Origin of the sequence: Streptomyces griseorubiginosus (assembly GCF_001514195.1) — a bacterium.
GTDB classification, from domain to species: Bacteria; Actinomycetota; Actinomycetes; order Streptomycetales; family Streptomycetaceae; genus Streptomyces; species Streptomyces griseorubiginosus.
The window spans coordinates 1,327,083-1,345,081 of record NZ_KQ948735.1 but is presented as its reverse complement, the minus strand read 5'-3'; the positions used below and the strand labels follow the sequence as shown (position 1 = coordinate 1,345,081).

The 17,999-nt window shown below is 72.7% G+C and carries 13 protein-coding genes and 1 riboswitch; of the genes, 9 read left to right on the top strand and 4 right to left on the bottom strand.

All coding sequences use genetic code 11. The features are described 5' to 3' along the window. Positions 1-72: 72 nt before the first annotated feature. Entirely contained in the window at positions 73-1,671 is a 1,599-nt protein-coding gene (locus AQJ54_RS12400; protein ID WP_062024277.1) for an ABC-F family ATP-binding cassette domain-containing protein, read from the bottom strand. 276 nt (positions 1,672-1,947) lie between these two features. On the opposite strand from AQJ54_RS12400, the gene ypfJ reads away from it, so the two are divergent. Both ypfJ and AQJ54_RS12390 read left to right on the top strand, forming a co-directional pair. Then, the gene (ypfJ, locus tag AQJ54_RS12395; RefSeq protein ID WP_062024278.1) at positions 1,948-2,838 is read left to right on the top strand and encodes a KPN_02809 family neutral zinc metallopeptidase; all 891 of its coding nucleotides are present in this window, start codon (positions 1,948-1,950) and stop codon (positions 2,836-2,838) included. Between the two features lie 118 nt (positions 2,839-2,956). Further along, positions 2,957-3,370: a VOC family protein gene (locus AQJ54_RS12390; protein ID WP_030318409.1), complete on the top strand. Its 414-nt coding sequence runs from the start codon at positions 2,957-2,959 to the stop codon at positions 3,368-3,370. A 43-nt stretch (positions 3,371-3,413) separates the two neighbouring features. Here AQJ54_RS12390 and AQJ54_RS12385 read toward each other — a convergent pair whose 3' ends face one another. The 3 genes from AQJ54_RS12385 to AQJ54_RS12375 form a co-directional block, all read right to left on the bottom strand. Further along, complete coding sequence (locus AQJ54_RS12385; RefSeq protein WP_062024280.1) at positions 3,414-4,667, bottom strand: hypothetical protein; 1,254 nt, start codon at positions 4,665-4,667, stop codon at positions 3,414-3,416. A 363-nt stretch (positions 4,668-5,030) separates the two neighbouring features. Next, a complete protein-coding gene (locus AQJ54_RS12380) occupies positions 5,031-6,218 on the bottom strand; it encodes an alpha/beta hydrolase (RefSeq protein WP_062024282.1) in 1,188 nt (395 codons plus the stop codon). Positions 6,219-6,547: 329 nt separating this feature from the next. Then, a complete protein-coding gene (locus tag AQJ54_RS12375; protein WP_062236881.1) occupies positions 6,548-7,234 on the bottom strand; it encodes a class II aldolase/adducin family protein in 687 nt (228 codons plus the stop codon). Positions 7,235-7,410: 176 nt separating this feature from the next. On the opposite strand from AQJ54_RS12375, the gene AQJ54_RS12370 reads away from it, so the two are divergent. The 7 genes from AQJ54_RS12370 (at position 7,411) to cobO (ending at position 17,992) form a co-directional block, all read left to right on the top strand. Beyond that, entirely contained in the window at positions 7,411-8,664 is a 1,254-nt protein-coding gene (locus tag AQJ54_RS12370; RefSeq protein WP_062236876.1) for an inorganic phosphate transporter, read from the top strand. A 29-nt stretch (positions 8,665-8,693) separates the two neighbouring features. Then, on the top strand, positions 8,694-8,915 hold the full coding sequence (locus tag AQJ54_RS12365) for a hypothetical protein (RefSeq protein ID WP_020140762.1): 222 nt from the start codon (positions 8,694-8,696) through the stop codon (positions 8,913-8,915). Between the two features lie 128 nt (positions 8,916-9,043). Beyond that, positions 9,044-9,183, top strand: a riboswitch (cobalamin riboswitch). A 101-nt stretch (positions 9,184-9,284) separates the two neighbouring features. After that, positions 9,285-10,229, top strand: coding sequence for a cobalamin biosynthesis protein (locus tag AQJ54_RS12360; protein ID WP_062236873.1), 945 nt, complete (start codon positions 9,285-9,287; stop codon positions 10,227-10,229). Beyond that, complete coding sequence (locus AQJ54_RS12355) at positions 10,226-11,734, top strand: cobyric acid synthase (RefSeq protein WP_062236870.1); 1,509 nt, start codon at positions 10,226-10,228, stop codon at positions 11,732-11,734. The genes AQJ54_RS12360 and AQJ54_RS12355 overlap by 4 nt, the downstream gene beginning before the upstream one ends. After that, positions 11,731-15,387: a cobaltochelatase subunit CobN gene (cobN, locus tag AQJ54_RS12350; protein WP_062236867.1), complete on the top strand. Its 3,657-nt coding sequence runs from the start codon at positions 11,731-11,733 to the stop codon at positions 15,385-15,387. The genes AQJ54_RS12355 and cobN overlap by 4 nt, the downstream gene beginning before the upstream one ends. Continuing rightward, positions 15,384-17,393 carry a putative cobaltochelatase gene (locus AQJ54_RS12345; protein ID WP_062236864.1) on the top strand — a complete coding sequence of 670 codons (2,010 nt, stop codon included), beginning with the start codon at positions 15,384-15,386 and terminating at the stop codon, positions 17,391-17,393. Before cobN ends, AQJ54_RS12345 begins: the two co-directional genes overlap by 4 nt. Beyond that, on the top strand, positions 17,393-17,992 hold the full coding sequence (cobO, locus tag AQJ54_RS12340) for a cob(I)yrinic acid a,c-diamide adenosyltransferase (RefSeq protein ID WP_030318429.1): 600 nt from the start codon (positions 17,393-17,395) through the stop codon (positions 17,990-17,992). The genes AQJ54_RS12345 and cobO overlap by 1 nt, the downstream gene beginning before the upstream one ends. The last annotated feature ends 7 nt before the right edge of the window (positions 17,993-17,999 follow it).

Sequence of the window (17,999 nt, the reverse complement as noted above, 5' to 3'; positions counted from 1 at the left end):
CACACCTCGGTACGAGGAGATCTCACACAGATGGTGGATCACCGATAGGCCGAATGATCCATCCGCTGTGGATCACGCCAGGGCGACGAGGTCGGCGTAGTCCGCGCCCCACAGGTCCTCGACGCCGTCCGGCAGCAGGATGATCCGCTCCGGCTGGAGCGCCTCGACGGCGCCCTCGTCGTGGGTGACCAGGACGACCGCGCCCTTGTAGGTGCGCAGCGCGCCGAGGATCTCCTCGCGGCTGGCCGGGTCGAGGTTGTTGGTGGGCTCGTCCAGGAGCAGGACGTTGGCCGAGGAGACGACCAGGGTGGCGAGCGCGAGGCGGGTCTTCTCGCCGCCGGAGAGGACCCCGGCCGGCTTGTCGACGTCGTCGCCGGAGAACAGGAAGGAACCCAGCGTCTTGCGCACCTCGACGAGATCGAGGTCGGGCGCCGCCGAGCGCATGTTCTCCAGGACCGTGCGCTCCGGGTCGAGGGTCTCGTGCTCCTGGGCGTAGTAGCCGAGCTTGAGACCGTGACCGGGCACGACCGCGCCGGTGTCCGGCTGCTCGGTCCCGGCGAGCAGGCGCAGCAGGGTCGTCTTGCCCGCGCCGTTGAGGCCCAGGATGACCACGCGGGAGCCCTTGTCGATGGCCAGGTCGACGTCGGTGAAGATCTCCAGCGAGCCGTACGACTTCGACAGGCCCTCCGCCATCAGCGGGGTCTTGCCGCAGGGCGCGGGCTCGGGGAAGCGGAGCTTGGCGACCTTGTCCTGCTGGCGGACCGCCTCCAGGCCGGACAGGAGCTTGTCGGCGCGCTTGGCCATGTTCTGCGCGGCGACCGTCTTGGTGGCCTTGGCGCGCATCTTGTCGGCCTGCGAGTGCAGGGCGGCGGCCTTCTTCTCCGCGTTCTGCCGCTCACGCTTCCTGCGCTTCTCGTCGGCCTCGCGCTGCTGCTGGTAGAGCTTCCAGCCCATGTTGTAGACGTCGATCTGGGCGCGGTTGGCGTCCAGGTAGAACACCTTGTTGACGACCGTCTCGACCAGGTCGACGTCGTGGGAGATCACGATGAAGCCGCCGCGGTAGGTCTTCAGGTAGTCCCGCAGCCAGACGATCGAGTCGGCGTCGAGGTGGTTCGTCGGCTCGTCGAGGAGCAGGGTGTCGGCGTCCGAGAACAGGATCCGGGCCAGTTCGATACGGCGGCGCTGACCACCGGAGAGGGTGTGCAGGGGCTGGCCCAGCACCCGGTCGGGGAGGTTCAGCGCGGCGGCGATGGTGGCGGCCTCGGCCTCGGCGGCGTACCCGCCCTTGGTGAGGAACTCCGTCTCCTGGCGCTCGTACTGCCTGAGGGCCTTCTCACGGGTGGCGCCCTGGCCGTTCGCGATGCGCTGTTCGTTGTCGCGCATCTTCTTCAGCAGGACGTCCAGGCCGCGCGCGGAGAGGATGCGGTCGCGGGCGAGCACGTCGAGGTCGCCGGTGCGGGGGTCCTGGGGGAGGTAGCCGACCTCGCCGGAGCGCGTGATCTGGCCCGCGGCGGGGATGCCCTCGCCGGCGAGGCACTTGGTGAGCGTGGTCTTCCCCGCGCCGTTGCGGCCGACCAGACCGATGCGGTCGCCCTTGGCGACGCGGAAGGTGGCGGACTCGATGAGGACTCGGGCGCCGGCGCGCAGCTCGATACCGGAGGCGGAGATCACGGACAGACTCCAGGGGCGGGTTGTGGGGCGGTGGGCGGCTGAGGACGTTCCCGCCGTCTAATGCGCGAGGAGAATGGCCATGGGCCAAGTCTAACGGGGCCGTGCAAGCACTTTTTCTGCGTTCGGGTGTTCGATCGGTCTCGCTCCGGGTATCCGGTCGGTTCCGTCGGCCGGTCCCGTCGACGTCCCCCGTTCGGGTGGGTGATCTGGGCCGGGCGGGGACCGCCGGGCGAGGATGCCCTGCGGGGGCCGGTACGCGCAGAGGGCGGTGTCCGCATGCAGTTCGACGACGACGCCAGTTTGGACACCTCCGAGGTGCAGGACGTGCGCGGCAGCCGCGTCCCGGGCGGGAAGGCGACCATCGGGGGTGGCATCGGCGGCCTGATCGTCCTGCTCCTCGGTCTCTTCCTCGGCGTCGGCCCCGACCAGCTCGGCCTCACCGACGGCGGCGGACAGCCGGCCGCCACGGCCTCCGGGCTCGCGCAGGTCGAACAGGACTGCAGGACCGGGCAGGACGCGAACACCCGCGACGACTGCCGCATGGTGGCAGTGGTCAACAGCGTCCAGGACTACTGGGACCAGGAGTTCACGCGGCGCGGCGCATCCTACGAGCCCTCCCGCACGGTCTTCTTCAGCGAGCGGGTCGGCACGGCGTGCGGGTCGGCCACCTCGGCGGTCGGGCCGTTCTACTGCCCGGGCGACCGGAAGGTCTATCTGGACCTCGGGTTCTTCGGCGAGCTGCGCTCCAAGTTCGGGGCCACCGGCGGCCCGTTCGCGCAGGCGTACGTGGTGGCCCACGAGTACGGGCACCACGTGCAGGACCTGACCGGCACGCTGAGCCGGTCGCAGGACGGGCGCACCGGGGCCGGCAGCAACGCGGTGCGGGTGGAGCTCCAGGCGGACTGCTACGCCGGCGTGTGGGCGCGGCACGCGACCACCACGAAGGACGAGTCCACGGGCCGGCCGCTCATCACGAGCCTCACGGACGCGGACATCACCGACGGCCTGGACGCGGCGGCGGCCGTGGGCGACGACCGGATCCAGGAGCGCTTCCAGGGGCGGGTGACCCCGGAGTCGTGGACGCACGGGTCGGCGGAGCAGCGGCAGCAGTGGTTCCGGCAGGGGTACGAGTCGGGCGACATGGCCCGCTGCGACACCTTCCGCTGAGCGGCGATCCGCCCGGGCCGCAGGCTGTTCTGCCTGGTCACAGGCGATTGTCAGTGGTCGCTGCAAGACTGTTTCGCAGAGGGGACAACGGCACTCGGTTCACGAGGGAGTGATCGGCATGACGGGGACGAGCGGCACGCGTCCGAGCATCTACCCGACCCTGCTGTACGCCGACGCGAAGGCGGCGATCAGGCAGCTGACGGAGGTGTTCGGGTTCACCGAGTCGTCGGTGTACGAGGGCGAGGACGGCCTGGTGATGCACGCCGAGCTGGTGCAGGGCAACGGCGCGGTGATGCTCGGCTCCAAGGGCCGCGGCGGCCTCTTCGACGCGGCGATGAAAGAGGCGGGCACGACCGGGGTGTACGTCGTGGTGGACGACGTCGACGCACACCACCGCCGGGCCGTGGAGCACGGCGCGGAGATCCTGATGCCCCCGACGGACCAGGACTACGGCTCCCGCGACTACATGGCCCGGGACCTCGAGGGCAACATCTGGAGCTTCGGCACCTACGCGCCGGAGATACGCGTCTGACTCACCCTCCGGCGCTCACCATCCGGCAGTCACCTTTCGGCGCTCACCCTCCGGTGTGCACCTGGAAGGCGGCGCGGCGGACGGCCTTGGCGAGGGCCGGGTCGGGGTGGGCGGCGGCGAGCGCGACCAGGACCTGCACGGTGCGGGGATGGCCCACGGCCCGGACCTCGTCGAGCAGTTGGGGCACGGTCGGCTGGAGGGCGGACTCCAGGTGCCGCACCAGCATCGGGGCCTCGCCGTGGTCCGCGACGGCGGCAGCCGTGTCGACCCACAGCCAGGTGGCCTCCTCCCGGGTGAGGACCTCGTGGGCGTCCTCAGGGTCGATGCCGTCGTGCTCGGCCAGCCACAGCAGGGCGTACGGCCGCAGGGTGGGCTCCTCGGCCACCGCGCGGACGTCGGGCTCGGCGGGGGCGCCGACCACCCGCAGGGCCTCGAAGGCGAGGCCGCGCAGCAGGGCGTCGTCGCCGCGGGCGGCGCCGAGCAAGTCGGTGACGGCGCTGCCGACCGGGCGGGCGGCGAGCCAGGCGCGGTACTCGGCGCGGGCCGCGTTGGGGCGCAGCTGGGCGCAGCCGCGGAGCATCTCCTCGGCGGCGACCTCGATGTTCCCGGCGGGGCTCTGGGCGGCCACGCAGATCTGCTCCAGTTTGACCCACACCGCCCAGTTGCCGAGCGGGGTGAGGGTGGCCTGGCCGTCGCCGTAGGTCAGGGCGCCGACGGAGGCGAGGGCGCGCAGGGCCCAGTCCAGAAGGGGGGCGAGGGGGGCGTCCTGAGGCTCCGTCGCCTCGGGCTCCTCCACGGGCTCGGGCTGGGGGCCGTAGGGGATCTCGCAGCGCTCGGTGCGCAGTTCGACGACGCGCTGCTCCAGGAGGTCCAGGAGCTGCTCGACGGGGACCGGTCCGGCGGAGAGCTGGAGGAAGGAGAGGACCTGGGGCATGGCCGAGACGACCTCGGCGACGGCGGCGGGCTCGCGGTCGCCGGGTTCCGGGTGGGCGAGCGACCAGGCGTCGAAGAGGGCGACCCAGCCGCGCAGCACGGCACTGTCGTCGCGGTCCCAGGCGCGCAGCCGCCAGCCCGGGCGGGCGCTGTTCCCGTGCACCTCGACCAGGCCGGCGAGGCGGGCGGTGTCCCAGTCGGCGCGGATCTGAGCCGCGGTCAGTCCGAGGTCCGCGGCCGCGCGTTCGGCCGTCTCGTCGGAGAGCGTGCCCTTGCCGTCGCTCGCGCCGTCGCCGCCGGGCCGTAGCGCGTCGTCGGCCCAGTGGGCGAGGCGGGCCGCGTCGGCCAGGCCGGAGCGCGCCATTCTGGCCAGTTCCGCGGGGGCCGGAGTGCCCTCCGGGGGGCGGGGCGCGGGGCGGCGAGGGCGTCGCTGGTTCACAGCTGTGGGGGCGGCGGCCAGGGGTCGCGGGCGGACGAGTCGAAGCCTGGAGTCGCGCGGGATACGGGACGTCACGGGTGCAGTCTTCCGGTTGACGGTCCGAAAACCCAAACGGAATGTCACCGCGGGCGACGGGCCGGGCCGACGCAGGGGCCGCGCGGAGGGGTATACGCCGAGATCAGGCCAGTGGTACGGGCTTAAACGGAAGGTGTGGGACCGGGGGTGGGAACGGGGTGGGGGCGGGGGGTCCGTACCACCCTCCGAGTGCCCGATCAGGGGGCCGGGGGCTCACATCAGCGGCGTGAGGAAGCGGCGCAGTGCTTCCTCGTAGGCGCTCGGGTCGGCGTTCCACATGGCCGCGTGGGGGGCCTGGTCGACCGTGTGGAGGGTGATCCGGTCCGAGTGCGTGGCGGCGAGACGGCGGGAGAGGTCCCAGGGGGCGATCGTGTCGTCCGGGCCGTGGAAGATCAGGGTGGGGGGCGGGGGCCGGTCGGGGCCCATGTCGTCGGTACGGTCCGCGTGGTCGGCGTAGGGGACGGTCCGGTCGGCGTACAGGCCGGAGTGGTCGCTGGGCAGGCCGGTGCGGCCCTGGGCCGCGCGCACGGCGAGCGGCAGGAGGACGCCGGGGGTGTGGCGGGCGGCGGCGAGGGCGCGCAGGGTGCGTTCCCAGCTGAGCACCGGGGAGTCCAGGACGAGTCCCTTGACGCGGCCGCGCAGTGGGGAGCGGGCGGCGGCGCGCAGGGCCATGGTGGCGCCGGTGGACCAGCCGTGCAGGACGAGTTGGCGGGCGCCGTGGTCGACGGCCCAGCGCATCGCGGCGTCCAGGTCGCGCCACTCGGTCTCGCCGAAGTGGTGGAGGCCGTCGGGCGGGCGGGGCGCGTCGGCGTCGCCGCGGTAGGCGGGGGCGAGGACCGGGAAGCGGTGGTGGTGCAGGAACTCCATCACGTTCAGGGCGTGTTCGCGGGTCGGGCCGAGGCCGTGGACCGCGATGACCCAGGTGTTCCTGGTGCCGGGCACGAACCAGGCGGGCAGGGGGCCGAGTTCGCCGGGGATCTCGACGTCCGTGTGGTCGAGGCCGAGGGCGGACGTCGGGTCGCCGACGTGGGCGTTCGGGGTGAGATGGACCTTGTCGCCGGGTTTCAGGGTGCCGTGGGTGACGCGTTCCAGGCGGCGTACGACGGTGTCGGCGGAGTGGGGTTCCCCGGTGAGGACGGGGCCGACGACGGCGTGTGCGGCGTCGCCTGCCAGGCCGTAGGTGCCGGGGCGGAGGGCGGCGAGGTCGCGGGTGAGGGCGATGCGGCCGGCCGCGGTGGAGTGCACGGTCAGGCGGGGTTCACCGGGGAGGGGGCGGCCGGGGGGTGCCTTCAGTCCGGCGTCGCTGGCGAGGCGGCCGGCGACGATGCCTGCGGCGGCCGCGGCGGCGCCGGCGGCCAGGGTTGCGGTGACTGCGGCGGCCTTCGTCTTGATAGTGCGCACGTGTTTCAGTTTCGCGGGGTCGGGTGGGTTGGGCCAGTGGGCGGGGGTCGTCCGGTTGTCTGCGGCTGGGTGGGGGCGGGCGTTTTGCGCAGTTCCCCGCGCCCCTGAAGGGGCGATCCGTCGTGGCGCAGGCCCGCTGCACGCCCCCAGGGGCGCGGGGAACTGCGCGACCAGCCACAACGGACCCGCACCCGCCCGCGAACCACACCCGGCACCCAAGTGAGCGCCCCGCTCAAGCCCAGCGCAGCGGGGGCGCGGGGAACTGCGCGACCAGCCACAACGCACCCGCAGCCGCCCGAAAACCGCACCCGGCACCCCCATAGGCGCCGTCACCCCCGCTGCCCGTACCCCCGCAACCTCTCACCGGCCTCGGCAACCTGCTCCTCCGTCAGCAGGTGAGGCGTCAGGCCCGGTACCGCGCGGGCTGTGAGCCAGAGGTGGGACATCCATTCCAGTTGGGCCGTGCGGTCGTACGCCTGGGACAGGCTCGCGCCGTATGCAATCGTGCCGTGGTTCTGGAGGAGGCAGGCGGTGCGGCCGGTGAGGGCCCGGAGCATGTTCTCGGCCAGCTCGTCGGTGCCGTACGTGGCGTAGGGGGCGACCCGGACGGGGCCGCCGAGCGCGCCGGTCATGTAGTGGATCGCCGGGAGCTCGGGGACGAGGGTGGAGACGGCCGTGGCGTGCACGGCGTGGGTGTGGACGATCGCGCGGGCGTCGGTGCTGCGGTAGACCGCGAGGTGCATGGGGAGTTCGCTGGTGGGGACCAGGGTGCCGAGGACCTGCCGGCCCTGGAGGTCGACGCCCGTCAGGTCGGCCGGTGTGAGGCGGTCGTAGGGGACGCCGGACGGGGTGACCAGGACCGTGTTCCCGACCCGGACCGAGACGTTGCCGGAGGTGCCGACGACCAGTCCGTCGGAGACCGTCCGGCGGGCCGTGTCGACCAGCTCGGACCAGGCCTCCGCCTCCTCCTGTCCGCTGTCCTGTACGTGTCGCGGATCCCGCTGTTCCTCAGCCATGCCGTGATCCTGCCAGGCCGTGGGCCTGGGGCGGGTGGGTCGGGCGGGGGGCGCGGGGCCGGGCCCGGCAATCGCCTGAGATTACGGTCACCGTGCGGCCTGCCTCAGTTCATCTTCCGTTCACTCAGGTTACTTACCTTCAACATGCCAATGACCTCGAACGATTGCCTGGGTAAATGGAAAACTTCTCGCTGATCCTCGCGATTGTGGTCGTGACCGCACTCGCGTTCGATTTCACGAACGGTTTTCACGACACCGCCAACGCGATGGCCACCACCATCTCGACCGGTGCGCTCAAGCCCAAGGTCGCGGTGGCCATGTCCGCCGTGCTGAACCTTGTGGGCGCCTTCCTCTCCGTGGAGGTCGCGAACACGATCTCCAAGGGTCTCGTCGACGAGACCGGCATCCGTCCCGAGGTCATCTTCGCCGCCCTGGTCGGCGCGATCCTCTGGAACCTCCTGACCTGGCTGGTGGGCCTGCCCTCCAGCTCCTCGCACGCCCTCATGGGCGGCCTGATCGGCGCCACCATCGCCTCGGCGGGCTTCGGCGCGGTGCACGGTGACGCGCTCGTCACCAAGGTGCTGATCCCCGCGGTCGCCGCCCCGATCGTCGCGGGCGTCGCCGCCATGCTGGCCACCCGGCTCTCCTACTCGCTCGGCAAGAAGGCCGACGGCAAGGCCGCCGCGAAGGGCTACCGCACCGGTCAGATCGCCTCGGCCGGCCTGGTCTCGCTGGCCCACGGCACCAACGACGCGCAGAAGACGATGGGCATCATCACCCTCGCCCTGGTCGCCGGCGGCGCCGTCGCCCCCGACTCCGACCCGCCCACCTGGGTCATCCTCTCGGCGGGCCTCGCCATCGCGCTCGGCACCTACCTGGGCGGCTGGCGCATCATCCGCACCATGGGCAAGGGCCTGACCGACCTCCAGCCGCAGCAGGGCTTCGCCGCCCAGACCAGCGCGGCCACCGTCATCCTCGCCTCCTCCCACCTCGGCTTCTCCCTCTCCACCACGCACTCCGTCTCCGGCTCGGTGATGGGCGCGGGCCTCGGCCGCAAGGGCGGGGTCGTGCGGTGGTCCACGGCCACCCGGATGTTCGTGGCCTGGGGGCTCACCCTCCCGGCGGCGGCCCTGGTCGGCGCGCTCGCCGAGTCGGTCACCGGTCTCGGTGACTGGGGCACCGCGCTCGTGGCGGTCTTCCTCGTCGCCTCCAGCGCGGCGATCTGGAAGATCTCGCGCCGCGAGGTGGTGGACGCGTCCAACGTCAACGCGACCGACGAGCCGGCCGGTGTGGTGACGCAGGCGATCGCCGCCGTGACCCCGCCGCCCGCGGGCACCGTGACCGACGGCCTCACCGCCACGATCCCGGCCCCGCCCGCAGCCCCGGAGACAGCCGCCCCGGAAACGGCCGCCCCGCCGGCCGCCGTCTGAGCCCGCACCAGTCCTAAGGAAGCCTCACCATGAAGATCGACTGGGAAGCCCTCGGCTCCGTCTTCGGCGTCAGCCTCGTCGTCACCGTGGGCCTCGTGGCCCTGTTCACCCTCGGCATCATGGGCCTCTCCCGCCAGGAGCGGGCCACCGCCCAGGGCGGCTCGGCCGCTCTCGCGGTCACCGGCGCCTACGCCTGCTTCGCGGCCTGCGCGGCGGCGGTGGCGTACGGGATCTATCTGATCGTGGCCTGACCACCGCCTCGTCCGACGGCCGGGCGGGCACGGAACTCCCCGTTCCGTGCCCGCCCGGCCGTTCTTCCATGACCGGTCGTGTGGGGTTCTGCACACTCCCCCGTCGCAGGTCAACAGCAAGTTGACGGGTCTCGAAGGCCCGTGGTGGACTGCCGGAGCCATTTACGGCAGCAGGAGAGGAAGCCGGTGCGAATCCGGCGCGGTCCCGCCACTGTCACCGGGGTAGACACCCCCGGGAGCCAGGAACTCTCGCCGCCGGACTCGTCGAACCAGGGCGTGGACACCCTGAGTGAGGACATGACGCGATGCTCGCCTGCCGATCCACCCGCGCTGCCAGGCACCTGAACGACCCCGCGATCGGCTGACCCGGTGCGTGCCGATCGCGTTTTCGCGTACGGCGCCGCCGCCGGTCTGATCGGTGACCTCCTGCTCGGTGACCCGCGCCGCGGGCACCCGGTCGCCGTGTTCGGGCGGGCCGCGGGTGCCGTGGAGCGGGTGCTGTGGCGGGACCACCGGGGCTGGGGCGCACTGCACACCGCCGTCTGCGTGGGCGGTGCGGTGGGGCTCGGGGCCGTGGCGCAGCATGTCGTACGTCCGTCCCGTACCGCTTCCGTCGCGTTGACCGCCGCCGCCACCTGGGCCGTCGTGGGCGGCACTTCGCTGGCCCGCGAGGCGCGGCTCATCGGGCGGGCGCTGGAGGCCGGGGACGTCGAGGCGGCCCGGGAACGGCTGCCGCATCTGTGCGGCCGGGACCCGCAGGCCCTCGACGCCGACGGGATCGCCCGGGCCGTCGTGGAGTCCGTCGCCGAGAACACCTCCGACGCCGTCGTGGGCGCGCTCGTGTGGGGTGCCGTCGCTGGGGTGCCGGGGCTGCTCGGGTTCCGGGCCGTCAACACGCTGGACGCCATGGTGGGTCACAAGTCGGTCCGCTACCGGCGTTTCGGGTGGGGTTCCGCCCGGCTCGACGACCTGGCCGGGTGGCCGGGGGCCCGGCTGACCGCCGTACTCGCGACGGTCGCCGGGGCGGATCCGCAGGGCGCCCTGCGGGCGTGGCGCAAGGACGCCGGCAAGCATCCGAGCCCCAACGCCGGGCCCGTGGAGGCCTCCTTCGCGGGGGCGCTCGGGGTGCGGCTCGGCGGGACGCTCTCGTACGGGGGGCGGGTCGAGCACCGGCCCGTGCTCAACGGGGAAGGGCGCGCTGTGGCCTCGTACGACATCGAGCGTGCCGTACGGCTGTCGCGGCGGGTCGGGCTGCTCGCGCTCGGTGCCGGTGCGGTCGCCGCACGGCTGATCCGGAAGGGACGTACGGCATGAGCGGGGGGCTTCTCGTCGCCGGCACCACCTCCGACGCGGGGAAGAGCGTCGTGACCGCCGGGATCTGCCGGTGGCTGGTGCGGCAGGGAGTGAAGGTCGCGCCGTTCAAGGCGCAGAACATGTCCCTCAACTCGTTCGTGACGAGGGAGGGTGCCGAGATCGGGCGGGCGCAGGCCATGCAGGCGCAGGCCTGCCGGGTCGAGCCGACCGCGCTGATGAATCCGGTGCTGCTCAAGCCCGGTGGGGAGCAGAGCAGTCAGGTCGTGCTGCTCGGGAAGCCCGTGGGCGAGCTGAGCGCGCGCGGCTATCACGGCGGGCGGCAGCAGAAGCTGCTCGGGACCGTGCTCGACTGCCTCGCCGAGTTGCGGGGCACGTATGACGCGGTGATCTGTGAGGGGGCCGGAAGTCCGGCGGAGATCAATCTGCGGCGGACCGACATCGTCAACATGGGCATCGCCCGCAATGCCGGACTGCCGGTGCTGGTCGTCGGGGACATCGACCGCGGTGGCGTCTTCGCCTCCTTCTTCGGGACCGTCGCGCTGCTCTCGCCCGAGGACCAGGCGCTGGTCGCCGGGTTCCTCGTCAACAAGTTCCGCGGGGACGTCAGCCTCCTGGAACCCGGACTCGACATGCTCCACGGGCTCACCGGGCGGCACACGTACGGCGTGCTGCCCTTCCGGCACGGACTCGGCATCGACGAGGAGGACGGGCTGAGGGTCTCCCTGCGGGGCACCGTCCGGGAGTCCTCCGTGAGTCCTCCGGTGGGTGAGGACGTGCTGCGGGTCGCCGTCTGCGCGATCCCGCTCATGTCCAACTTCACCGACGTGGACGCCCTGGCCGCCGAACCGGGTGTCGTGGTGCGGTTCGTGGACCGGCCGGAGGAGCTGGCCGACGCCGATCTCGTGGTGATTCCCGGAACCCGAGGCACCGTCAGGGCCCTTGCGTGGCTGCGCGAGCGGGGGCTCGCGGACGCGCTCGTCAGAAGGGCCGCCGAGGGGCGGCCCGTGCTCGGCATCTGCGGCGGGTTCCAGATCCTCGGGGAGCACATCGAGGACGAGGTCGAATCGCGCGCCGGCTCGGTCGACGGCCTCGGGCTGCTGCCCGTCCGCGTGCGGTTCGCGCGGGAGAAGACCCTCACCCGGCCGGTCGGCGAGGCCCTCGGGGAGCCGGTCGAGGGGTACGAGATCCATCACGGGGTCGCCCGAGTAGGCGGCGGAGAAGCCTTCCTGGACGGCTGCCGGGTCGGCCAGACCTGGGGCACGCACTGGCACGGCTCCCTGGAGTCGGACGGCTTCCGGCGGGCCTTCCTGCGGGAGGTGGCGGCCGCCGCGGGCCGCCGGTTCGTGCCCGCCCCCGACACCTCGTTCGCCGCGCTGCGCGAGGAGCAGCTCGACCGGCTCGGCGACCTGATCGAACAGCACGCGGACACGGACGCGCTGTGGCGGCTCATCGAGTCCGGCGCGCCGCAAGGACTGCCTTTCATTCCACCGGGAGCGCCCGCATGAGCACAGTGTTGTTGTTGTCGACCGCCGACACGGACCTGCTGGCGGCCCGGGCCGCCGGGGGTGCCGACTACCGGATCGGCAATCCGACCCGGGTGGACGTGGCGGAGGAGCTGCCGGCGCTGATCGAGGGCGCGGACATCGCCGTCGTACGGCTGCTCGGCGGCAAGCGGGCCTGGGAGGACGGTCTTGCCGCGCTGAAGGCGTCCGGCGTCCCGACCGTGCTGCTGGGCGGGGAGTCCGTGCCGGACGCCGAGCTGATGGCGGAGTCGTCGGTGCCGGCGGGTGTGGTGGCCGAGGCGCTGAAGTACCTCGTGGAGGGCGGGCCCGCGAACCTGGAGGAGCTCGCCCGGTTCCTGTCCGACACCGTGCTGCTGACCGGTGAGGGGTTCGAGGAGCCGCGGAAGATGCCGGAGTTCGGTGTCCACGGCGAGCGCGCATGGGTCGAGGGGCGGCCGGTCGTCGGCGTGCTCTTCTACCGCGCCCATGAACTGAGCGGCAACACCGGCTTCGTGGACACCCTGTGCGAGCAGATCGAGGCGAAGGGGGCCAACGCCCTTCCCGTGTACTGCGGTTCGCTGCGCGGGGCGGACGCCGGGCTCTACGAGATCCTCGGCCGGGCCGACGCCCTCGTCGCAACCGTCCTCGCCGCCGGCGGCACCCACGCCTCGCAGGCGTCGGCCGGCGGGGACGAGGAGGCGTGGGACATCGGGGCGCTCGCCGACCTCAACGTGCCCGTACTGCAGGGGCTTTGCCTGACGTCGTCGCGCGCGGTCTGGGACGAGTCCGACGCCGCCCTCTCCCCCATGGACGCGGCCATGCAGGTCGCGATCCCGGAGTTCGACGGGCGGCTGATCACCGTGCCGTTCTCCTTCAAGGAGCAGGGGCCCGACGACGTCCCGGTGTACGTGGCCGACCCGGAGCGGGCCGCGCGGGTCGCCGGGATCGCCGTGCGGCACGCGAGGCTGCGGCACAAGCCGAACGCCGAGAAGAAGTTGGCGCTGGTCTTCACCGCGTACCCGACCAAGCACTCGCGGGTCGGCAACGCGGTGGGGCTGGACACGCCCGCTTCGGCGGTGCGGGTGCTGGACGCGCTGCGTGACGCCGGGTACGGGGTCGAGGGGCATCCGGACAACGGCGACGAGCTGATCCACCGGCTCATCAACGCCGGGGGCCACGACGTGGAATGGCTCACCGAGGAGCAGCTGGCCGCGGCGCCCGCGCGGGTGCCGCTCGCCGACTATCAGGCGTGGTTCGACAAGCTGGACCCGTCGTTGCGGGACGCGATGCTTCAGGCGTGGGGTGAGCCGCCGGGCTCGCTGTACGTCGACGGGGACGACATCGTGCTGGCCTCCCTCCAGTTCGGGAACGTCGTCGTGATGATCCAGCCGCCGCGCGGCTTCGGGGAGAACCCGATCGCGATCTACCACGACCCGGACATGCCGCCGTCGCACCACTACATGGCCGCCTACCGGTGGCTGGAGAACTCGTTCGGCGCCGACGCGGTCGTGCACATGGGCAAGCACGGCACGATGGAGTGGCTGCCGGGCAAGGGCCTCGGTCTGAGCGGGGGTTGCGCGCCGGACGCGGTGCTCGGTGAGCTGCCGCTGGTCTACCCGTTCATCGTCAACGACCCCGGCGAGGGCACCCAGGCCAAGCGGCGCGGGCACGCCACCGTCGTCGACCACCTGGTGCCGCCGATGGCACGGGCCGACACCTACGGCGACCTGGCCAAGCTGGAGCAGCTGCTCGACGAGTACGCGCTCGTCTCCGACCTGGACCCGACGAAGGCGCCTGCCGTGCGGGCGCAGATCTGGACGCTGGTCAAGGCGGCCGAGCTCCACCACGACCTGCATGTCGAGGACCAGCCGGACGACGACGACTTCGACGAGTTCGTCATGCACATCGACGGCTATCTGTGCGAGATCAAGGACGTGCAGATCCGGGACGGGCTGCACATCCTCGGTGGCGGGCCGGTCGACGAGGCCCGGGTCAACCTGGTGCTCGCCGTGCTGCGGGCCTCGCAGGTGTGGGGCGGGCAGGCGAACGCCCTGCCGGGTCTGCGGGCCTCGTTCGCCGCCCACTTCGGCCTCGACGAGAAGGAGTTGCTCGCCGAGCCGGGGGCGCCGGTGAAGGTCCCGGTCGAGCTGTCGGACCTCGTCGAGGGCCCGTCCCGTACCGCCGCCGACGCGATCGACCTGCTGGAGCAGCTGTGCCGGCGGGTCGCGGAGGGGATGGAGGCACGGGACTGGGACGTCTCCGTCGTCCCCGCCGTCCTGCGCGGGGTCCTCGGGGTCGAACTCCCGGACGGGATCGCCGTGTTGGAGTTCGCCTGCAACGAGGTCGTGCCGCGGCTCGCCCGTACCACCGACGAGATCGACCACATCCTCCGGGCGCTGGACGGCGGTTACGTCCCGGCCGGCCCCTCCGGCTCGCCGACCCGCGGACTCGTCAACGTCCTGCCGACCGGGCGGAACTTCTACTCCGTCGATCCCAAGGCCATTCCGTCCAGGCTGAGTTGGGAGGTCGGGCAGTCGCTCGCGGACTCGCTGGTGCAGCGGTACCTGGCCGACAACGGGGAGTACCCGAAGTCCGTCGGCCTGACGGTCTGGGGCACCTCCGCGATGCGTACGCAGGGCGACGACATCGCCGAGATCCTGGCGCTGCTGGGCTGCCGTCCGGTGTGGGACGAGGCCTCGCGGCGGGTGACCGGGTTCGAGGTGATCGGCCTGGAGGAGCTGGGGCGGCCCCGCATCGACGTCACCGTGCGGATCTCCGGCTTCTTCCGGGACGCGTTCCCGCACGTGGTCGGGCTGATCGACGACGCGGTGCGCAAGGTGGCCGACCTGGACGAGCCCGCCGACCGCAACTTCGTGAAGGCGCACGCCGACGAGGACACCGCCGAGCACGGCGACCGGCGGCGGGCCACGGCCCGGGTCTTCGGGTCCAAGCCGGGCGCCTACGGGGCGGGTCTGCTGCCGCTGATCGACGCCCGCAACTGGCGTTCGGACGCCGACCTCGCCGAGGTGTACGCGGTGTGGGGCGGCTACGCCTACGGGCGCGGGCTCGACGGGCGGGCGGCGCGCGGGGACATGGAGACCGCGTTCCGGCGGATCAACGTGGCCGCGAAGAACGTCGACACCCGGGAGCACGACCTGGTCGACGCCGACGACTACTTCCAGTACCACGGCGGCATGGTAGCCATGGTGCGGCACCTGACGGGCGCCAACCCCGAGGCGTACGTGGGCGATTCGGCGACTCCGGACCAGGTGCGGACGCGCACGCTGGGCGAGGAGACGCACCGTGTGTTCCGGGCCCGGGTGGTCAACCCGCGCTGGATGGCGGCCATGCGCCGGCACGGCTACAAGGGCGCCTTCGAGATGGCGGCGACCGTGGACTACCTCTTCGGGTACGACGCCACGGCGGGCGTGGTCGACGACTGGATGTACGAGAAGCTCAGCGCGGAGTACGTCTTCGACGCGGAGAACCGGGACTTCATGAAGAAGTCCAACCCCTGGGCGCTGCGGGGCATCACGGAGCGGCTCCTGGAGGCCGCCGACCGCGGACTGTGGGCCGAGCCGGACGCGGACACGCTGGAGCGGCTGCGGGCCACCTATCTGGAGCTCGAAGGCGATCTGGAGGGCGACGACCAGTGACCACCCCCTTCCCTTTCACGGCCGTTGTCGGCCAGGACGACCTGCGGCTCGCGCTGCTGCTCAACGCCGTCTCGCCGGCGGTCGGCGGGGTGCTGGTGCGGGGCGAGAAGGGCACCGCCAAGTCCACGGCGGTACGGGCCCTTTCGGCACTGCTGCCGGAGGTCCCGGTCGTCGCCGGGTGCCGTTTCTCCTGTGACCCGGCGGCCCCCGACCCGTCCTGCCCGGACGGACCGCACGAGCCCGGCAACGGCACCACGCGCCCCTCCCGCATGGTCGAACTGCCCGTCGGCGCCTCCGAGGACCGGCTCGTCGGTGCCCTCGACATCGAGCGGGCGCTCGCGGAGGGTGTGAAGGCCTTCGAACCGGGCCTCCTGGCCGACGCGCACCGCGGGATCCTCTACGTCGACGAGGTCAACCTCCTCCACGACCACCTGGTCGACCTGCTTCTCGACGCCGCCGCGATGGGGGCGTCGTACGTGGAGCGTGAGGGCGTGTCCGTGCGGCACGCCTCGAAGTTCCTGCTGGTCGGCACCATGAACCCCGAAGAGGGCGAGCTGCGGCCGCAGTTGCTCGACCGGTTCGGGCTGACCGTCGAGGTCGCGGCCTCGCGGGAGCCGGACCAGCGGGTGGAGGTCGTACGGCGGCGGCTCGCCTACGACGACGATCCGGCCGGGTTCGCGGCCCGTTGGGCGGCCGAGGAGACCGCCGTACGGCAACGGGTCGTCGCCGCGCGGGAGTTGTTGCCGTCGGTGCGGCTCGGGGACGGGGCGCTGCGGCAGATCGCGGCGACCTGTGCCGCGTTCGAGGTGGACGGCATGCGGGCCGACATCGTGATGGCGCGCACGGCGACCGCGCTGGCCGCGTGGGCCGGGCGGACCGATGTGCTCGCGGAGGACGTACGGCAGGCCGCGCTGCTCGCGCTGCCGCACCGCAGGCGCCGCAACCCCTTTGACGCGCCGGGCCTCGACGAGGACAAGCTCGACGAGACGCTGGAGGAGTTCGGCGGCTCCGACGACGATGACCAGCCGGATCCGGACGGGCCCGGTGGGGGTGGCGGGCAGCCGCCGTCGTCGGACGGGCCGCAGGCCGACGGTGGTGGGTCCGGCGCTCAGCCGGAGGCCGGTGACGGCGGCGAGCCGCAGCCTTCCGGGGGCGGTTCCGGGGAGCAGTCGGCCGTACGGGCTTCCGAGCCCTTCCGGACGAAGGTGCTCAGTGTGCCCGGGCTGGGCGACGGTGCCGCCGGGCGGCGGTCGCGGGCGCGGACCGAGCACGGGCGGACGACCGGGGCGCGGCGGCCCCAGGGGGCGCTCACCAAGCTGCACCTGGCGGCCACCGTGCAGGCGGCGGCGCCGCATCAGCGAGCCCGTGGACGCTCCGGGCGCGGTCTCGTCGTACGGCGGGACGATCTGCGGCAGGCGACGCGCGAGGGGCGCGAGGGCAATCTCGTGCTGTTCGTCGTCGACGCCTCGGGGTCGATGGCGGCGCGGCAGCGGATGAGCGCCGTGAAGGGGGCCGTGCTGTCGCTGCTCCTCGACGCGTACCAGCGGCGGGACAAGGTGGGGCTGGTGACGTTCCGGGGGACGACGGGTGAGGTGGCGCTGCCGCCGACCTCGTCGGTGGACGCGGCGGCGGCCCGGCTGGAGACCCTGCCGACCGGTGGGCGCACCCCGCTCGCGGCGGGGCTGCTGCGGGCGCACGAGGTGCTGCGGGTGGAGCGGCTGCGGGATCCCGCGCGGCGGGCGCTCGTCGTCGTGGTGACCGACGGCCGGGCCACCGGCGGTCCCGAGCCGGTCGCTCTCGCGGGGCGGGCGGCTCGGCTGTTCGCCGCGGAGGGGGTCGCCTCGGTCGTCGTCGACTGCGAGTCCGGGCCCGTACGGCTGGGGCTCGCCGGGCAGCTCGCCGGTGAACTGGGCGGTACGGCGGTGACGTTGGACGAGTTGCGGGCCGACTCGATCGCCGGGCTGGTGAAGGACGTACAGGGCGGGTCGAAGAGGAGGGCCGCGTAATGCCGCAGGGTCAGCCGAGTGTCGTGCCGGACGACGGACTGACGACCCGTCAGCGCCGTAACCGGCCGCTGGTGGTCGTGCACACCGGGATCGGGAAGGGCAAGTCGACCGCCGCGTTCGGGCTCGCGCTGCGGGCCTGGAACCAGGGGTGGCCCATCGGGGTGTTCCAGTTCGTCAAGTCGGCGAAGTGGAAGGTCGGCGAGGAGAACGCGCTGCGGGTGCTCGGGGCGAGCGGCGAGGGCGGGTCCGTCGACTGGCACAAGATGGGTGAGGGCTGGTCCTGGGTCCAGCGCGATGCCCAGATGGACAACGAGGAGAAGGCCCGGGAGGGCTGGGAGCAGGTCAAGCGGGACCTCGCCGCCGAGACGTACAAGCTGTACGTGCTCGACGAGTTCGCCTACCCGATGCACTGGGGGTGGGTGGACACCGATGAGGTCGTCGAGGTGCTGCGGAACCGGCCGGGGACGCAGCATGTCGTGATCACCGGGCGGAACGCACCCGAGAAGCTTGTCGAATTCGCCGATCTCGTCACCGACATGTCCAAGGTCAAGCACCCCATGGACGCCGGGCAGAAGGGCCAGAGGGGCATCGAGTGGTGATGTCGTC

Coding starts and splice junctions, on each gene's coding strand:
- ypfJ (WP_062024278.1), top strand. CDS start 1,948: ATGCAGTTCGACGACGACGCCAGTTTGGACACCTCCGAGGTGCAGGAC.
- AQJ54_RS12390 (WP_030318409.1), top strand. CDS start 2,957: ATGACGGGGACGAGCGGCACGCGTCCGAGCATCTACCCGACCCTGCTG.
- AQJ54_RS12385 (WP_062024280.1), bottom strand. CDS start 4,667: ATGGCGCGCTCCGGCCTGGCCGACGCGGCCCGCCTCGCCCACTGGGCC.
- AQJ54_RS12375 (WP_062236881.1), bottom strand. CDS start 7,234: ATGGCTGAGGAACAGCGGGATCCGCGACACGTACAGGACAGCGGACAG.
- AQJ54_RS12370 (WP_062236876.1), top strand. CDS start 7,411: ATGGAAAACTTCTCGCTGATCCTCGCGATTGTGGTCGTGACCGCACTC.
- AQJ54_RS12365 (WP_020140762.1), top strand. CDS start 8,694: ATGAAGATCGACTGGGAAGCCCTCGGCTCCGTCTTCGGCGTCAGCCTC.
- AQJ54_RS12355 (WP_062236870.1), top strand. CDS start 10,226: ATGAGCGGGGGGCTTCTCGTCGCCGGCACCACCTCCGACGCGGGGAAG.
- cobN (WP_062236867.1), top strand. CDS start 11,731: ATGAGCACAGTGTTGTTGTTGTCGACCGCCGACACGGACCTGCTGGCG.
- cobO (WP_030318429.1), top strand. CDS start 17,393: ATGCCGCAGGGTCAGCCGAGTGTCGTGCCGGACGACGGACTGACGACC.